This is a genomic window from Sorangium sp. So ce296 (assembly GCF_051529605.1).
GTDB classification, from domain to species: Bacteria; Myxococcota_A; Polyangia; order Polyangiales; family Polyangiaceae; genus Sorangium; species Sorangium cellulosum_D.
On the sequence record NZ_CP150325.1, the window covers coordinates 6398888 to 6415357 of the forward strand.

A 16470-nucleotide genomic window follows, 5' to 3' on the forward strand; every position below is an offset into this window, starting at 1 on the left:
CACCTGCTCCGGGCGGGGGCGCCGTCGTGGAGGGGCTCATCCGCGCCGACGGCGCCGGTGCAGCGCCGCGGCGCAGGTGCCGACCGCGAGCAAGGCCCACGGCACCGAGGGGCTGCCGTGCTCGTCCGCGCCCGCCGTGCAGGCGCAGCCGCCGCCCTGCACCACGATCCCGTCGCCGGGCGGCGCCGTGGGGCACGGACCGATGCTGTCGTCCTCGTTGCGGCAACCCGGGACGCACTGCTTCGTCGCCCCGTCGCACACCATGCCGGCGTCGCAATCGCTGTCCTGCTCGCACGTCATGGGCCGATCGTCCGCAGGATCGTTCGGATCGCGCTCGCCCGCGTCGACCACGCCGTCGTGATCCTCGTCCTCCTCGCCGTCGGTGGCGCCGCCGCCGTCGGTGTCGGCCTTCGTCGGATCCGTCGTCGTGTCCCCGTTGTCGCCGTCGGGCACGCAGGTCGCCGCGTCGGCCTCGGTGTCCTCGTGCGAGCAGTCCTTGCCCAGCTCGGTCCCATCAAAGAGCCCGTCCCCGTCGCTGTCGGGATCGAGCGCGTTGATCTTCCCGTCGTCGTCCGTGTCGGCGCCGGGCTCGCGCTCCTCACCGTCGATCACCCCGTCGTCGTCGCTGTCCGCGTCGTCCGGATCGGTGCCGAGCGCCGTCTCCTCGGCGTTCGAGAGGCCGTCGCCGTCACGGTCGCCGCGGTCATCCCCAGCGTCGTTCGGATCGGTCTCGTCGCTCCCCTCGTCGACCATGCCGTTGTGGTTCTGGTCCTCCTCGCCGTCGCTCGCGCCGCCCCGATCGGTGTCGGGGTCCACGACGCTCGTCGTCGAGGCCCCGCCATCGGCGTCCGGCGTGCACGTCCCGGCGTCGCTGGCGGTGTCTTCGTCCGCGCAGTCCTTCCCCGCCTCGGTGCCGTCGAAGAGCCCATCGCCGTCGCTGTCCGCATCCAGGACGCCCGGCTGCCCGTCGCCGTCGCCGTCGTCGCTGGGGTTCGGCTCGTCGCCGTCGAACAGACCGTCGTCGTCGCTGTCGCGATCTCCCGGGTCCGATCCGAGGTACGCCTCGAGGTCGTCGCCCAGCCCATCGCCGTCGCTGTCGACGTTCTGGTCGTCGTCGTCGCCGTGGCCCGCGGTCGGGTCGGTCTCGCCGGCCTCGATCGCGCCGTTCAGGTTCGCGTCCTCGGAGCCGTCGCTCGCGCCACCCCGATCGCTGTCACGGCGCACCGCCGACGTCCTCGTCGCCCCGCCGTCGGCGTCCGCCGTGCAGTGCCCAGCCTCCGCGTCGGTGCCGAGGCCGTCGCAGGCGAGGCCGAGCTCCGTGCCGTCGAAGAGCCCGTCGTCGTCGCTGTCCACGTCGCGCACGTTGATCAGCCGGTCGCCGTCCGTGTCGTCCGATGGGTTCGGCTCCTGCCCGTCCTGCACGCCGTCGTCGTCCGAGTCCGCGTCGCCAGGATCCGTGCCCAGCGTCTCCTCGAGATCGTCGCTCAGCCCGTCGTCGTCGCTGTCGTCGTTTTCGCTGTCGTCGTCGCCGTGCCCGCGGGTCGGGTTGCTCTCGCCGTTGTCCGCGACCCCGTTCAGGTTCGCGTCCTCGGAGCCATCGCTCACGCCGCCGTCGTCCGTGTCCGCGTCGAGCGGCGACGTCTTCGTGGCGCCGGCGTCCGCGTCCGGGGTGCAACGCCGCGACGGCGCGTCCGTGCCGGCGCCGTCGCAGTCGAGGCCGAGCTCGGTCCCGTCGAAGAGGCCGTCGTTGTCGCTGTCGACGTCGAGCGCGTTGATGAGCCCGTCGCCGTCGTTGTCGTCCGCCGGGTTCGGCTCGAGCCCGTCGCGCACCCCGTCGTCGTCGGAGTCGGCGTCGCTCGGATCGGTGCCCAGCGTCTCCTCGAGATCGTCGCTCAGCCCGTCGTCATCGCTGTCGGTGTTCTGCCGATCGTCGTCCCCGTGGCCGGCCTGAGGCGCGGTCTCGCCCGCGTCGACCGCGCCGTTCAGGTTCGCGTCCTCGGAGCCGTCGGTCACGCCGCCGCGATCGGTGTCCGCGTCGAGCGGCGACGTCTTTGTGGCGCCCGCGTCGCCGTCGGGGGTGCAGTTGCCCGCCGCCGCGTCGGTGCCCGGACCGTCGCAGCCGAGGCCGAGCTCGGTCCCGTCGAAGAGGCCGTCGTTGTCGCTGTCGATGTCGAGCGCGTTGACGAGCCCGTCGCCGTCGTGATCATCCGTCGGGTTCGGCTCATGCCCATCGCGCGCGCCGTCGTCGTCCGAGTCGGCGTCGTTCGGATCGGTGCCGATATGCCCCTCGAGGGCGTCGCCGAGCCCGTCGCCGTCGGTGTCGGCGACCTGCCTGTCGTCCGCGCCGTGCCCCGTCGTGGGGTCCGTCTCGCCCTCGTCGAGCACGCCGTTCAGGTTCGCGTCCTCGGAGCCGTCGAGCGCGCCGCCGTTGTCGGTGTCGGCGTCCAGCGGATCGGTCGTCGTCGCCCCGGCGTCGCCGTCGGGCACGCAGTGCCTCGCGAGCGCGTCCGTCCCCGGGCCGTCGCAGTCCGTCAGCCCCACCTCGGTCCCGTCGAACAGGCCGTCGTTGTCGCTGTCGACGTCCCGCGCGTTGACGAGCCCGTCGCCGTCGGTGTCGCGATCCCAGAGCTCCTCGTCGCCGTCGCTGATCCCGTCGTCGTCGGTGTCGGCGTCGTTCGGGTCCGTGCCGGCGGCGATCTCGTCGCCGTCGCTCAGCCCGTCGCTGTCGCTGTCGACGAGGATCGACGTCGGCGGCGCGCCCGGTTGGTCCGTGCCGTTGCCGTCCGTCGGGTAGTTCTGCGAAGATCCGCCCGCCGGGCTCTGCGCCGCGACGGTCGCCTGGTTCGCGATCTCGCCGTTCGTGCCCGGGTCGATGGTGACGCGGAACCGCACCGTCGTGGTCTCGTCGACGCCGAGCGAGCCGCCCTGGGCCGCACTGGCGTCGCTGCCGAGCCGGATGCGGACCGTCCTCGTGCCGGCGATGTACTCGCCCTCGTCGTCGCCGGCCGCGTCGGTCACGCCGCCCATGTTCGGGCCCGCGGTGATCTCGAGCGAGCCCGGCACGTAGGTGACCCCGGTCGGCAGCGGATCGCTCAGCACGACGTTCGCGGCGCTGTCGTCCCCGGTGTTCGCGACGATGATCGTGTATTCGAGCGTGTCGCCCGGCGCGACGCCGCCGCCGTTGAGGTCCAGGACCGACTTTGTCGACCTGGTCAGATCCGGCAGGCGCGTCGGCACCGACGTGATGAGGCCGCCGAGCAGGTAGCTGTCGTTGCCCAGGACCACCGCCCCGACCTCCGCCGACGTGTCGCCCGGCCTGAGCAAGTTGGACGGGACCTGGACCACGTCGACGTCGATGCCGCTCATGCTCAGCGGCCCGCCGGTGAGCCGCGGCAGATCGCCCACCGCCGACGCCGGCGCGCCGAGGAACGACCGGGAGCTGTTGAAGAAGTCGTTCACCGGGTTCACCGCGTCGAAGAGCCCGGTCCCGTTCCACTCGATGCCGTCGCCGGTCGTGCTGTCGCCGTCGTAGCCGATGACGCCGAGCTTCGCGAGGCCCGCGCCCGAGGGGACGACGAACCCCGAGATCGTCCACTCCACCGCCTCGCCGTCGAACACCATGTCGAGCCCGTCGAAGATGGCGAGGTTGCGGGCGGGCGCGGTGGTCAGCTCGTAGAGCACGACCATCCACCAGCCGGCGAACACGAAGGACTTGTTCACGTCGTTGAGGGCGATCGCGTTGGAGATGCCGCCCAGGCGGTAGGCGCCCGCGCCGCGCGTCCGCACGATCTCGGTGACGTCAGCCACCGCCTGGGCGTGGATGTCGCTGGAGGACACCTCGCCGGAGAGCGTGCCGGTCACGCTGTTGCTGAAGGTGCCGGGCCGATCCAGGGTCACGGTGAGATCGGCCGAGCCCGCGGCGCGGCTCGCCGCCCAGTAGAGATAGGCGTGGGTCACCCGCGCGCCCGTGGGGAGGTTGAGGACCGCGGTGGTTCGGGCCGCCGAGGGGGCTACCGTGGGGCTCGCCTCGGCCTGCCCCGCGAGCGGGCTGTCGGCCCGCCAGTAGACGTCGGGCGCCGTGTCCACGAGCGTCCCCGACGTGCCGCAGTTCTCGGCGACCGAGCCCACCAGGGGCGTGGCCGCGGACGGCCCGCACTCGTGCGCGAGCGTGTTGCCGATGAGGACGAAGTCGCCGCGCTGCGCCACCTGGACCCGGCGCACCGGATCCGCGCCCGCCGTCCCCGAGAGCGCCCCGAGCAGCGCGGCGCCGGTCAGCCCCGTGATTGCCAATCGCTTTGCCATCGACGCCTCCAGCCCTATGGCTGCTTCTTTGCCTTCTCGATGATGTTGAACTGGACGCGCCGGTTCTTCTGGCGCCCCGCCTCGGTCTTGTTGTCCGCGATCGGGACGTCGGGGCCGTAGCCCTTCGCCTGCATGCGCTCGGGCGCGATGCCGCGCTCGACGAGCGCCATCAGCACCGACTCCGCGCGCGCCTGGCTCAGCTTCGTGTTGAACTGGCGCGCTCCGCGGTCGTCCGTGTGGCCCTGGACCTCGATCTTGAGGATCTCCGGATGGTCCTTGAGCACGCCGGCGACCTCCTCGAGCAGCTCGTGGCTGACCGGCCGGATGGTCGCCTTGCCGGTGTCGAACTGCACCTGCTGCAGGATGACGATCTCGGTCTCGGTCACCCGGACCGAGGCCGGGCACCCGTGCTGCTTCGGATCCTCGTTCGGCTTGCCCTTCTCGTTCGGGCAGGCGTCCTGATCGTCGCGGATGCCGTCGCCGTCGGTGTCGCCCGGGCAGCCGTTCGTGGCGGGGTCGGTCGTGGCGATGCCGGGCAGATCCGGGCACGCGTCCGACGGATCGGGGATCTTGTCGCTGTCGCGATCGGGCGGCGGCGGGCAGCCGTGCTGCTTCGGGTCCTCGTTGCTCGGGCCGGCCTGGTCCGGGCACGCGTCGACGTCGTCGGTGATGCCGTCCTTGTCGCGGTCCCCGGGCGGCGGGCAGCCGTTCTTCTTCGGGTCCGGCGAGGCGACGCCGGCCACGGCGGGGCAGGCGTCGACCGCGTCGAGGATGCCGTCGCGATCCGCGTCCTTGGGCGGCGGACACCCGTTCTTTGCGCGGTCCGTGCTCCCCACGCCGGCGACGTCCGGGCACGCGTCGGCGTCGTCGGGGATGCCGTCGCCGTCCCGATCCTTCACGGGCGGCTTCACCTCGGGCGAGTAGGCGACCATGGCCACCGCGCGGAACGAGGGCGTGCCGACGCCGGCGGTGAGGCCGGGGCCCACGCCGAGCCCGGCCTCGAAGTCGCTGGCGAAGCGGTAGCGCCCGCCGAGCAGGGCCTCCAGGTTGGTCGTGCGCGGCTGGACGTCGGAGATCGTGATCGAGCCGGTGATCTCCGGCCCGATCTGCAGCCGCCGCTCGTCGTCGAGCAGCAGGCCGACGCCGGCGCCCCAGTGCACCATCATCCCCTGCTCGACGTTGGCGAACTGCCTGGTCGACCGGAACTCAGGCCCCGCGGCGAGCGACCACACCGCGCGATCCAGGTGGCCGCCGAGGATGAGCTGCGGGCTGCCGCGCACGTCGCCGTCGCCGGAGTACGCCTCGGGGTCGCCGGTCGGCAGCCACACGTAGCCGCCGAGGGCGATCTGGAACGGATCGAAGTAGTCGCCGAAGAGGGTCGCGCGCGCGCCGAGCCGGAGGTCCCCGAGCGCACTCGTGGCCGGCTGCGGGAGCACGGCCCCCGAGGCGACCCCGCCGTCGCCGGACTGGAACGCGAGCGGCAGATCGACGTTCACCGTGAGGCGCTCCCAGAGCGAGAGCGAGGCGCTCAGGTGGAGCAGGAGCTGGCTGCCGACGACCTTGCCGTCGCCGATATCCTCGTTCCCTCGGAGCCTCCGCAACACGAGCGGGTCCTGGGCGTAGTCGCCGAGGATCATGATGTGGGGCGACGCGTCTCCTGCTGCGTAGGCGGACTGGACACCGAACATCCGGTCGCCGGCCGGCGCGGGCTGGAACCTGTCGAGCGCGAAGCCCTCGGGTCTCGCGGGCTCCTGCGCTTCGGCCTGAGCCGCTGCCCCGAGCAGGCACAGCGCCGCCGCGAGCGCGGCCGTCGGATGGGTCCCCTGTGTACGAGCCGGCATGAACGAGGTCGCCTCCTTGCGCGAAGGAACAGCAAGCCCCCGGAGTATCGACCGAAATGCCCGCGGCGTTCAACGTTTCACGAGGTTTTTCCCGGCGAGGCGGGCCATCGGGCCGGCTCGAGGGAGGCGCTGTGCGCGCGGCGGCGCGGGCCTGGTCGCCGCGGTTCCGACGCGCATTCACGGTGCGCCTCGCGCGCCTGTACGGAGTTTCCTGCAAGGGCGGTCGGGTCCGGGGCAGGTCCGCTTGCGTCGTGAGGTCGCGCCGTGGAGCCTCGCACGCCAGGGTTGCTACCGGAGTGCGGCAGCGGTAGAGCGGCGCCCTGACCCCGCGGCACGCGTTGCTTGCGGCACTCGTTAGGAGGCACCATGGCCCGCGAACCGAAGAACTTCGATCATCTCCTCGGCGGCAACGCCAAGGGCTTGAGTGATCTGCAGCTCAAGGCGCATTTCACGCTGTACCAGGGCTACGTGAAGAAGCTCAACGAGATCTGGGAGCAGCTCGGTAAGGCGGATCGCAGCGCGCCGAACTACTCGTACAACGCGTACAGCGAGCTCAAGCGCCGCGAGCCTGTCGCGTTCAACGGCACGGTGCTGCACGAGCTGTACTTCGAGAACATCGGCAACGGCTCGACGCAGCCGAGCGCCCAGTCGAAGCAGCTCATCGAGGCCTCCTTCGGCAGCTTCGACAACTGGCTGGCGGACGCCAAGGCGGCGCTCCTGAGCGCGCACGGCTGGACGGTGCTCGTGTACGACTACCAGGAGAAGAAGCTCTTCAACAACCTCATCCGGACCGAGCACGATGTCGGCCTGTTCGCGAACACGCATATCATGGTCGCGATCGACGCCTGGGAGCACGCGTACTTCGCGGACTACCAGACCAAGAAGGCGGACTACGTGGCCAACGTGCTCTCCGGCCTGAACTGGGACGTGATCAACGCGCGCCTCCAGCAGATCGGCCCGCACACCGCGGCGTAGTCTCGCGGTTACACGGCGGGGGCACGCGCCGCAGTCTCACGGCGGGGGCACGCGCCCCCGCCGCCCCACCGAGCGGAGCTCGGTGGGGCCCCACCACCCCGCGATCCATTAGTGCCGCCTGGGGCGTGCTGCCGCTGCGGGCCTGACGTTGGTCGACGTCTGAGACGAGCGCCCTCGATGGCGTGATGCCTGCCTGAGGTGTGCGCCTTCCCATCCTCCGTACTCGCGCTCACGCCCTCACCAGCCGCGCGCTCCCCGGACGAGCGAGCATCGTGTTCGCCGCGATGTGCCCGCTCCGCGTTCGTCCTGTAGACTGGGCGCGACAATGACCAAGGCCGAGTCGAGCTCCCCCGGCGCCGGGGAGGAGAGCCTCATCTACGTCCGCCGGATCCACCGCCGCGACCTGAACCGAGTTTGGGAATTTCTCAAAAAGGTGTTCCGCGACGTGAACCGGGAAACGGTCGAGTACCAGCGTCCTCGCTCGAAGAAGCGGTTCCTGGAGGTCTACGAAGAGGAAGGCGTCGAGCAGCTCCTCTTCGAGGTCCGCCAGGGCGATGGGCAGGAGATCGTCGGCTACGCGGAGTGCGCGTTCGAGATCACCGGGACCGACAACTGGATGAACGAGCGGTACTTCACGAAGCACGACATGCGCCCGCTCTTCGTCGAGGAGCTCGCGGTCCACCCCGATTACCAGGGTCGCGGCGTCGGCGCCTTCATGCTCGAGCAGCTCGAGCACCTCGCGCGCATCCACGGCTGCACCCACCTCGTGCTGGAGGTGGCCGAGAACAACATCGGCGCCCTCAAGTTCTACCGGAAGCGCAGCTTTTACCGGCTCGACGCCGCGATCTTCATGGCGAAGAAGGTCGCTGTCGACTCGGAGCTCCTGCCGCCCCGGGCGCTCAAGAAGCCGCGCCCTCCGGAGGCGTCCTCCGCGTCCGCCAAGCCGAAGCGCTCGCCGCGGCGAGCGCCGAAGGCGCGCACCGCCGAGAAGCGGACGAGCGCCCCGCCGCCGGCGTCGCTCCCGCCGGACGCTGCGGCCGACCGGGAGCGCGCGCCCCTCGCACGGGCGGGCGCCGACGGCGACGACGACCCGCTGTGAGCCCGGACCGAGGCGCGACCCGCCGCGAGCCCGGGCGCGGCGCGGCGGCGGGAGCGGCGGCGGGCGCGCCGGGCTCGGCGGCGCGGGGTCAGAGCTCGACCGTGCCGTGCTGGCGCAGGGTCGCCGGCAGCGACAGCGCGTGATCGATGCAGGCGCGGATGTCGTCGAAGCTGGACAGGCCGTACCAGAACACCGTCCAGTTCTCGTTGCGGTAGCTGCCCTCGGCCTGCTGGAAATACCAGGGGTTGATCTCGTTGCCGTTCCGGGCGCGCCAGAACAGCTTCGGGTTCTCGTTCTTCATCCGCGTCCAGAGCGAGCCGCCGATCCCCACGCCCTGCGCCTCCGTGGTCACCGCGAACTTGTCGAGGTACGGAGTCAACGGCGCCTTGTCGCCCGAGTCGAGCGTGAGGATCGCCGTCGCCCGGTACGAGTCGGACAGGTAGATGCGGTAGAACGGCTTCTTGTCGAAGTAGTGCTCGTCGAGCTTCCGCTGGAAGCACGCCTCGAGCAGATCGCGCAGCCGGCCGCGATCGATGCCGTCGAGCGTGTCGTGCCGCACGATGCGCTCGCCGCGTCGAACGAGCGTGCCAGAGCCCGTGTGCGTGAACAGCTCCTTCGCCAGGTGATCCGGCGCCGTGATCGACACCGAGGAGGTCGGCGGCAGCCCGTCGAGCAGGAGCTTGATCTCCTGCAGCTTGAGCCGCATGCCCCCGGTCAACCAGGGCTGGGCGATCAGCCCCGCGTAGTCCTCCTCGAGGTTGATGGCCGAGATGATGCGCCCGTGCTCGTCGAGGAGGCCGCCCGCGCTCGTGAGGAAGATCATCTTGAACGGCTGCGTCGCGAGCGCGAGCTCGCGCGCGGCCACGTCGGCGTTGATGTTGACGATCTGCCCGCCCGGCGTCTCGCCGAGGCAGGCGAGGATCGGCAGGTGCCCCGCGCGCAGGCTGGACCTCACCGCGTCGACGTGGACGCGCTCCACCCTGCCGACGAGCCCGAGGCGGCCCTCGTCCATCAGCGACGCCTCGAAGACGCCCGCGGTGATCGGCCGCGTGCGCGTGCCCATCTCCTCGAGCGCCTCGACGAGCCGCAGGTTCTCGCGCAGGAAGACGCGGCGAGCGATCTCCAGGACGCGGGGCGTCGTGACGCGCAGCCCGTTGACGCGCTCGGTCTGGATGCCCGCCTCGGCGAGCGCCCGATCGAGCTGCGGCCCGGCGCCGTGGATCACGATGGGATACAGGCCGACCTGGTTCAGGAACACGAGCGAGGTCGCGAGCGCCTCCAGGTCCTCGTCGAGGATGGCGCCGCCGACCTTGATGACGGCGAACTTCTGCTGATCGACGGCCGCGTACTGCTTCAGGTACTGCTCGACCTCCTTGCGGCTGCCGAGGTTCCTGAGCAGGCGGACGATGACGTCTTGTGTCGAGCCCATCGCGGTCACCACCCGTTGGCCAGCACGTCCATCACGGCCTTCTGAACATGCAACCGATTCTCGGCCTCGTCGATGACCATGGAGGCCGGCGAGTCGATCACCGCGTCCGTGACCTTCACGTTGCGCCGGACCGGCAGGCAGTGGGAGAAGAGCCCACCCGCGGTGAGCGCCATCTTCTGCTCGTCGACGATGAAGTGCTTGTGCCGGTCGCGGATGGGCTTCTCCTGCTCCCAGCGCCCGAAGTAGGGAATCGCGCCCCAGCTCTTCGCGTAGACGACGTGCGCGCCCCGGTAGGCGGACTCGATGTCGTAGGTGATCGAGAGCTTCCGCCCGTTGTCGGCCGCGCTCTTCCTGGCGGCGTCGAGGTAGCGCTCGTCGAGGTGGTACTCCTCGGTGGGGCAGAGGAGGGTGACGTCCATGCCGAGCTTGGAGGCGATGAGGACCGCCGAGTTGGCGACCGCGGTGTTGAGCGGGCGCGGGTGGTACGTCCAGGTGAGCACGAACTTCTTGCCGTCGAGGCGGCCGAGGCGCTCCTTCATGGCGAGCGCGAGGGCGAGCTCCTGGCAAGGGTGGGTGATGGTCTCGAGGTTCACCACCGGCACGGTCGCGTGGCGGGCGAACCCCTGGAGCACCTTGTCCTGGCGATCGTCCTCCCAGCGCTGGAATTTGGGGAACGCGCGCACGCCGATGAGGTCGGCGTAGCGCGAGAGCACGCGAGCGACCTCCTGGATGTGCTCCTCCGGCTCGCCGTCCATCACGGCGCCTTCCTCGAACTCGATGGGCCATGCGCCCCGGCCGGGCTCCAGGACCACGGCGTGTCCGCCGAGCTCCCGGATGCCGACGTCGAAGGAGGTGCGCGTCCGCAGCGAGGGGTTGAAGAACACGAGCGCGATGGTGCGATCCTTGAGGCGCGGCTCGATCGGCCGGCGCTTGAAGCGCTGCGCGCGTTCGAGGAGGCCCTCGATCTCGGCGCGGGTATAGTCCATCGTGGTCAGAAAGTGCCGCATCGAATGCCTCCTCGTTGGATCAGCGCGGAGCGGGCGCTCGCATTGGAGCAATCCTGGCGGCGATGTCAACGATGCGCGCGTGCCGGCGCGGCGCGCTCCGTCGGACGGAGTCGAGCGGCCGCTCCGCGCGCGGCGGCCGCGCTCCCTGGCGCGGCGGCGACCGTGGTCCCCGCGGCGCCAAGCAACGTGGTTCCGGCGGCCCAACCAACGTGGCCCCGCGGCCTCAAGCGACGTGGTCGCCTCGGCTAAGGTGTGATGCGCGCGACGACGTCCTCCGCCCGAGCTGGCGGCGGGGCCCGCCGGCGTCGAGCGTCTCGCTTCGGTCGCCGGGCGCCGGCGTCAGGTGTGGCGCCGCACCGCCCCCGTCGCCAGCAGCGACCGGAGGATGTCAGGATTGCACGCGTCGGTTTCAGGATCGAAAGGGGTACGCAGTCCCCTTAAGGAAAATGCGCGGAAAACCAGGGTGCAGCGCTTGGTCCGCATCCTGCTAAACCTGGAGGCAGAGCGCCCGTGACGGTTTCCCCCCCCCCACCGTCGAATGGGCGCTCTTTTTTTGTGCTTCTGCGGCGGCGTGGCGTGGATGAGGCGACGTGCCGGTGACGCTGGTTGTGATCCTCACGGTGCGCTGCGAGGCGCTCGACGCATTCCGCGCGTATGAGAGGAAGGCCGCGGCCGTGATGGCCCGGTACGGCGGCGCGATCGAGCGAACCGTGGTGACGGCGCCCGACAGCGCTGGGCTGAGCCTGAAGGAGATTCACATCGTCACCTTTCCCGACGAACACGCCTTCTCGGCGTACCGTCGCGACGGCGAGCTCGGAGCGGTGGCGCACCTGCGGGACGCATCGGTCCTTCAGACCGAGATCCTGCGCGGGGAAGAGGGGCCGGACTATCACGCCGTCTCCGGCTGACCCCTCTTGCCGTCGATGACTCGGTGGGACGATCTCGCCGGCCTCGCACCGGTCACGGGGTGAGGTCCTCGACGCGCTCCGCCTGCTCGGGCGGCTCGGCGATGCACGCGGTGGCGACGCGCCGGAATCCGACCCGTTCGTAGACGCGCGCGACATCGTCGTTCTGCGCAGACAGGAACACGGTGCGCATCCCGGCGTCCAGGGCGTGCCGGGCCAGGACCGCGGTGACGGCGGCGGCGAGGCCCCGGCGCCGGGCCGCAGGCAGCGTCCCGACGCCCACGATCTCGGCGACGTCCAGCGCGTGCTGGTAGCTGCCCACGCAGAGCGGCCCGGTGAGCGCGCCGCCGCGGCCCCGGGCAGCGGCGTGCACCATCGTTCCCTCGATCTGCGACGCGTGCCAGGCCGCCGCGAGCCCGGCCGGGAGCGTCGCTGCGGCGGCGTCGCGCTCGGCCGGACCAGCAGGGCCCGCCGCGGTGCTGAGCGCGCCGAAGGCGACGTGCGCGACGGCCTGCACGGCGGCGAGATCCGGATCGTGCGCGGCGACGATCGAGAGCGCGACGTCCTCGGGCAAGGCGGCCGGGATGGGCTCGCCGCGGAGCACGAGCAGCGGGCAGCGGCGGACGTGCAGGCCCGCCGCCTCGGCGGCCGCGTCGAGCCCGGGGGTCGTCTCCAGCACCCACTCGAACGCCTCCGGGATCGAGAGCTGCCGCTGACGCGCGCGCACCGCGGCCACATCCTCGGCCGACACGGCGCCGCGAACGCCGAGGGCGGGGCGGGCATAGTAGGGCCAGCCGTCGCCGCGGCGAATGAAGAGGGTCAGCGGTCCGTGGTCCTCGGCGTCGGCACGACGGCGAGGGACGGCGTCGTAGAACCGCTCGATCTCGGCAAGGAGGGGGCTCATGGGCCGGATGATGCCACCGCGGCTGCCGGGGTGGACGCCTCCGCGGGGCGTTCCTGGAGGCGTCCGTCGGGGCCGCTGGCAGGGCTCGGACTGGCAGCGGGGCAGTCGCTCGGACAGTTGCAGTCGTTCTCCCCCGCGCCGCAGGCGCCGTCGCCGCACTTCGTGCAGAGGTGCGCGCCGAGCCCCATGGTCACGCACTTGCCATCGATGCGCTCCATCAGGGGAATGCGCGCGAGCTCCGGACAGCAGACGGTGAACGATTTGCTGGATGCCATCGCTCCCTCTCCCGAGCAGTGCGTGGCGAGCTCCGCGCACGAGCCATCGGCTTGCTGGACGTAGCCAGGCAGGCAATCGCACTGCGGCTGTCGCGGGCGCAGCACCGGCACCGTGCCGGCCGGACCTCTCGGCCCGAGCTCGACCCCGGTCTCCTCCGGGGATGGCGCCGGCGCGGCGCCGCCCGGGGGCGCCGGTGCGGCGTCGTCCGGGCGCCTCGGCGGTGGGGGAGGGGACGCGATCTTGCCGTCGGGGGTCTGGGATTCGATCGGGATCCAGTCGATGACCTGTCCGCTCGGCGTGACCGTCGTGGCCACGATGTTCCGGCGAGGAGGCCGCGGCGTTCCACCCGGCGCGCAGGGGTTGTCGGCCCCCGCGCGAGGGGGCGCAGCGGGGGCCGGCTCGCCGGCGACGCAGCCCATCACGAGGAGCAGCAGCGGGCAGAGGCGCAGGGCAGGTGCGTTCATGGGGGCATGGACCACGGGAAGCCACTGTATCTTACGGCGCCGCGCCGCTGACCGTCATCCGTCCTGTCAGGTGTAGATGATGTGGGCGGCAGCCTGTTCGACGCCCGCCCGACATCGACCGAGCAGGCTGACGTACGCGCGCTGCATCACTTCGCGGGGGACCGGCGCTCCACGGTCCGGGGCGCCGGCGCGCCCGTGGCGCCAGCGCCCGCATCGGCGCTGCCGGCGCCGGGCGGCATCGGCGCCGGCCGCGCTCCCTGCACGTCGGGAGCGGCGGCCGCCGCCGGCGCAGGCTCGTCCGCTTCCTGCTCGTCGGTTGCGCCGGGGAGCATCTCCACCCCCAGCCCCAGCCCCTGCTCTGCAAGCTTCCCGGCCACGTCTTCGGTGGCGCTGCCGGGCTGCACCTCGAGCACCTTCGGCGCGTGAGCGCCATCGCCCGCGTGCGCCGCGGCGCGCGCAGGATCGCCGAGGGCCGCCGCCTTTCCCGCGCCGAGCAGCGCGTCGTCGCCGAGGGCCGCCGCCTTGCCCGCGCCGCGCAGCGCGTCCCCCGCGGCCGCTGGCGCGGCATGCTCCGCCGCCCCGAGGCCCTTGAGCCCAAGGCGCCCGCAGTCGTCGGCGCCGCGCGCCACCATCATCCCGATGGCCGCAATGGCGGCACCGATGACCCCCAGCTTCTTCCCGCCCTCGTCGCTCGTCCCCATGCCGGCCTCCGCGCCGGCGCGCATCGTACCAGGAACGATCGCCTCCTCGCGGACATCGCCGCTTCTCGACGTCGCTCAGCCGAGGGGCCGCGATGGCTCTCGCTCCGCCGAGGGCGCGCGATGGCTCCTCCGACGTGTCGCCGCCGAGCGCGCGCCTCGACGTCCCCGGGGCAACCCCGGTGAGCGCCTCAGCTGCGAACGATCGAGATCCGGGGATCCGAGAGCAGCCAGAAGTACGTGCCCACCTGAGCCGCGGCGAAGGCGAGCGCCACCGCGAGCCCGATGGGCCCGACCTCCTTGAAGACGTCGCGCCCCACCGCGGCGATCAGCCCGATGCCGATCATGGAATACGACTGAAATCGCTGCACTTTCTGCGCATGCTCGACGAGCGCGTCCCGGGCCAGGTACGGGATCGCGAACCCGAGCGCCACGCCGGGCACGGTGGGCCAGTAGGACTGCGCGTACGCGGTGAGTATCACGGCGCCCGTGAGCGCGAGGGCGAGCGCCACGACGGTGCGCACCACACCCCACTTCCCTGCGTTGGTACGGAATTGCCGCCATCGGTCGAGCATGGCGCCATCCTAGTGGACTGTTCGATAAGTTTTTTAACATATTCCCCGGGGTGGCGTAAGCTTCGGCATGCGAGGACGACCACCCAGGAAGATCGAGCTGTCGCAGGAGGATCGGGCGTACCTGGAGCGGCTGGTGCGCGATGGACGGACCGAGCAACGCGTGGCTCGCCGAGCTCGGGTGCTCTTGGCCATGGCAGACCCGGCGACGGTCGTGGAGGAACTGGCGACGCACGTGGAGCAGAGGCGCGAGAGCATCTGGCACCTCTGCCGTCGGTACGAAAAGGTGGGGGTTCGGGCGGTCGAGGACGCCCCTCGCGAGGGTCGGCCCCGGGCTTTTTCCCCCTCTGCAACGCGTCGGCCTCGAGATGCTCGCCTGTTGTGAGCCCGCAGGGCTCGGGCTGCACATGACGCACTGGTCGACGCGCAGCCTGGCGAAGGTGGCGGCTGAGCGTGGGCTGGTGCCGAAGATCGCGCACTCGACCGTCTCGCTGATCCTGCGTACCGCCGATCTGCAACCCCACCGTTCGCGGTACTGGAAGACGCCCACGATCGATGCCGACTTCGAGAGGAGGGTGACGCGCATCCTGTGGTGCTACGAAAGAGCCTCGGATCTAGCCGCGCGCGGCGAGCTTGTACTTTGCTTCGACGAGAAGCCGAACATCCAGGTGCTCGAACGCCGGCGACCGACGCGCCCCGTGAGGCCCGGCCAGGCCGAGCACCAGGAGTTCGAGTACATCCGGCACGGGACGGTGAACTTCGCCGCGGTCCTCGATGTGCACACGGGCAAGATGCGCGGATGGTGCCCCAACCGGAACGATAGCGAGCACCTGCGCGCGATCCTGCCCGAGTTACTCCACGAGTGCTGCGATGCGCGACGCGTGCACCTGATCTGGGACGGAGCCCCGTCCCACGTCGCACAGGAGACCACCACCCTGCTGCGTACCCTCTACCCGCACGTCCGCGTCCTCGTGACGCCGGCGCACGCCTCGTGGCTCAACCAGGCTGAGTTGCTGCTCCGCGCGTTCAGCGAGCGCTACCTGAAGCGCGGCAGCTGGAACAGCCGCCAGCAGCTCGTCGAGCACCTGGACGCGAGCTGGCGAGAGTACGACCAGCTCTACGCTCACCCGTTCAGGTGGTCCTGGACGCGGCAGAAAATGCACCGCTGGGTTGAGCGGCATGCCGCGTGATTATGTTAAAAAACTTATCGAACAGTCCACTAGCACCAAACGCCCCCGATCCCTTCGGAGCGTTCACCGACGACTTCCGCCTCAACGTATGATCATCGCCCGAGCCTGGCTGCTGCAGGCTTTCGTCGCTGTGGGATGCTCGTCATGGGGAGGGCATCATGACGACGGACACGGCGACGACACAGGCGAGCGAGGCGCCGCAGCAGGCGTGGGTACGCTGGCAGCGCAAGCATGCGGACGTGCTGGAGGGGGCGACACGGTCGGAGCAAGTCCTGCTGGAGGCTGCGGTGCGGTTTGGGGCCGCCATCGCGGCCCAGCCGATCCTGCTGCGCGTCGCAGCCTTTTTCCTCCTGCATGCGGACATGGGGCTGACGGCCGCGCAAGTGGGCGCGGCGGTCGGTCGCACCGACCGGGCCATGCGCACCGTGCGCACGCTCTCGGCCCACCAGATGCTCGAATCGATCTGGTCGGAGCTCGGGCGACACCGGCAACCGCGGCTGCGCCCGGAGCATGCCGGTCCGATCGCCAAGTACCTCGTCGACCATCCACGATGCACTCAGCCCGAGGTGGTCGCGTTCATCCAGCGCGAGCTCGGGATCGACATCGAGCAGCAGACGCTCCGCCGGTTTCTCGACGCCTACGGCCTGTACGTCTTTCGCCCGGAGCACGATCGCGCGGAGGCGCATGTCGCGCGCCCCACCTGATCGGGCGCACCCATTTCGGGGGCGCCTTCCTCCTGCTGCCGGCCGCGCTCGCTCTGAGCCGCGCCGCGGAGCGCACGCTGGCCAGGGCGCTGGGGAGCGCGGAC

Annotated in this window: 13 protein-coding genes; 5 read left to right on the forward strand and 8 right to left on the reverse strand. The window is 71.2% G+C overall.

Annotation, left to right across the window (positions count from 1 at the left end; genetic code table 11):
• Positions 1-36: 36 nt before the first annotated feature.
• Positions 37-4302, reverse strand: coding sequence for a hypothetical protein (locus tag WME98_RS23785; protein WP_437953338.1), 4266 nt, complete (start codon positions 4300-4302; stop codon positions 37-39).
• Positions 4303-4316: 14 nt separating this feature from the next.
• Positions 4317-6143, reverse strand: a complete 1827-nt coding sequence (locus WME98_RS23790; RefSeq protein WP_437335270.1) for an OmpA family protein — start codon at positions 6141-6143, stop codon at positions 4317-4319.
• A 366-nt stretch (positions 6144-6509) separates the two neighbouring features.
• On the opposite strand from WME98_RS23790, the gene WME98_RS23795 reads away from it, so the two are divergent.
• Positions 6510-7118, forward strand: a complete 609-nt coding sequence (locus WME98_RS23795; RefSeq protein WP_061626602.1) for a superoxide dismutase — start codon at positions 6510-6512, stop codon at positions 7116-7118.
• Positions 7119-7443: 325 nt separating this feature from the next.
• Positions 7444-8217 (forward strand): GNAT family N-acetyltransferase, encoded by a 774-nt coding sequence (locus tag WME98_RS23800; RefSeq protein ID WP_437953339.1) that lies wholly within the window; start codon positions 7444-7446, stop codon positions 8215-8217.
• Between the two features lie 88 nt (positions 8218-8305).
• Here the strand turns inward: WME98_RS23800 and WME98_RS23805 are convergent, their stop codons facing one another.
• Positions 8306-9646 carry an acetylglutamate kinase gene (locus tag WME98_RS23805; protein WP_437335272.1) on the reverse strand — a complete coding sequence of 447 codons (1341 nt, stop codon included), beginning with the start codon at positions 9644-9646 and terminating at the stop codon, positions 8306-8308.
• 5 nt (positions 9647-9651) lie between these two features.
• Positions 9652-10653: an N-acetylornithine carbamoyltransferase gene (locus WME98_RS23810; RefSeq protein ID WP_437953340.1), complete on the reverse strand. Its 1002-nt coding sequence runs from the start codon at positions 10651-10653 to the stop codon at positions 9652-9654.
• 590 nt (positions 10654-11243) lie between these two features.
• Between WME98_RS23810 and WME98_RS23815 the strand changes: the two genes are divergently transcribed.
• Positions 11244-11561, forward strand: a complete 318-nt coding sequence (locus WME98_RS23815) for a hypothetical protein (protein ID WP_437953341.1) — start codon at positions 11244-11246, stop codon at positions 11559-11561.
• Between the two features lie 52 nt (positions 11562-11613).
• Here WME98_RS23815 and WME98_RS23820 read toward each other — a convergent pair whose 3' ends face one another.
• From WME98_RS23820 to WME98_RS23835, 4 genes are all read right to left on the reverse strand, one after another.
• A complete protein-coding gene (locus tag WME98_RS23820; RefSeq protein WP_437953342.1) occupies positions 11614-12462 on the reverse strand; it encodes a GNAT family N-acetyltransferase in 849 nt (282 codons plus the stop codon).
• Positions 12459-13202, reverse strand: coding sequence for a hypothetical protein (locus tag WME98_RS23825; protein ID WP_437953343.1), 744 nt, complete (start codon positions 13200-13202; stop codon positions 12459-12461). Before WME98_RS23825 ends, WME98_RS23820 begins: the two co-directional genes overlap by 4 nt.
• 146 nt (positions 13203-13348) lie before the next feature.
• The gene (locus WME98_RS23830) at positions 13349-13903 is read right to left on the reverse strand and encodes a hypothetical protein (RefSeq protein WP_437953344.1); all 555 of its coding nucleotides are present in this window, start codon (positions 13901-13903) and stop codon (positions 13349-13351) included.
• Between the two features lie 188 nt (positions 13904-14091).
• A complete protein-coding gene (locus WME98_RS23835) occupies positions 14092-14475 on the reverse strand; it encodes a hypothetical protein (protein ID WP_437953345.1) in 384 nt (127 codons plus the stop codon).
• Positions 14476-14840: 365 nt separating this feature from the next.
• Between WME98_RS23835 and WME98_RS23840 the strand changes: the two genes are divergently transcribed.
• Positions 14841-15662, forward strand: a complete 822-nt coding sequence (locus tag WME98_RS23840) for an IS630 family transposase (RefSeq protein ID WP_437948501.1) — start codon at positions 14841-14843, stop codon at positions 15660-15662.
• Positions 15663-15820: 158 nt separating this feature from the next.
• Positions 15821-16366: a hypothetical protein gene (locus WME98_RS23845; RefSeq protein ID WP_437945512.1), complete on the forward strand. Its 546-nt coding sequence runs from the start codon at positions 15821-15823 to the stop codon at positions 16364-16366.
• Positions 16367-16470 lie beyond the last annotated feature (104 nt).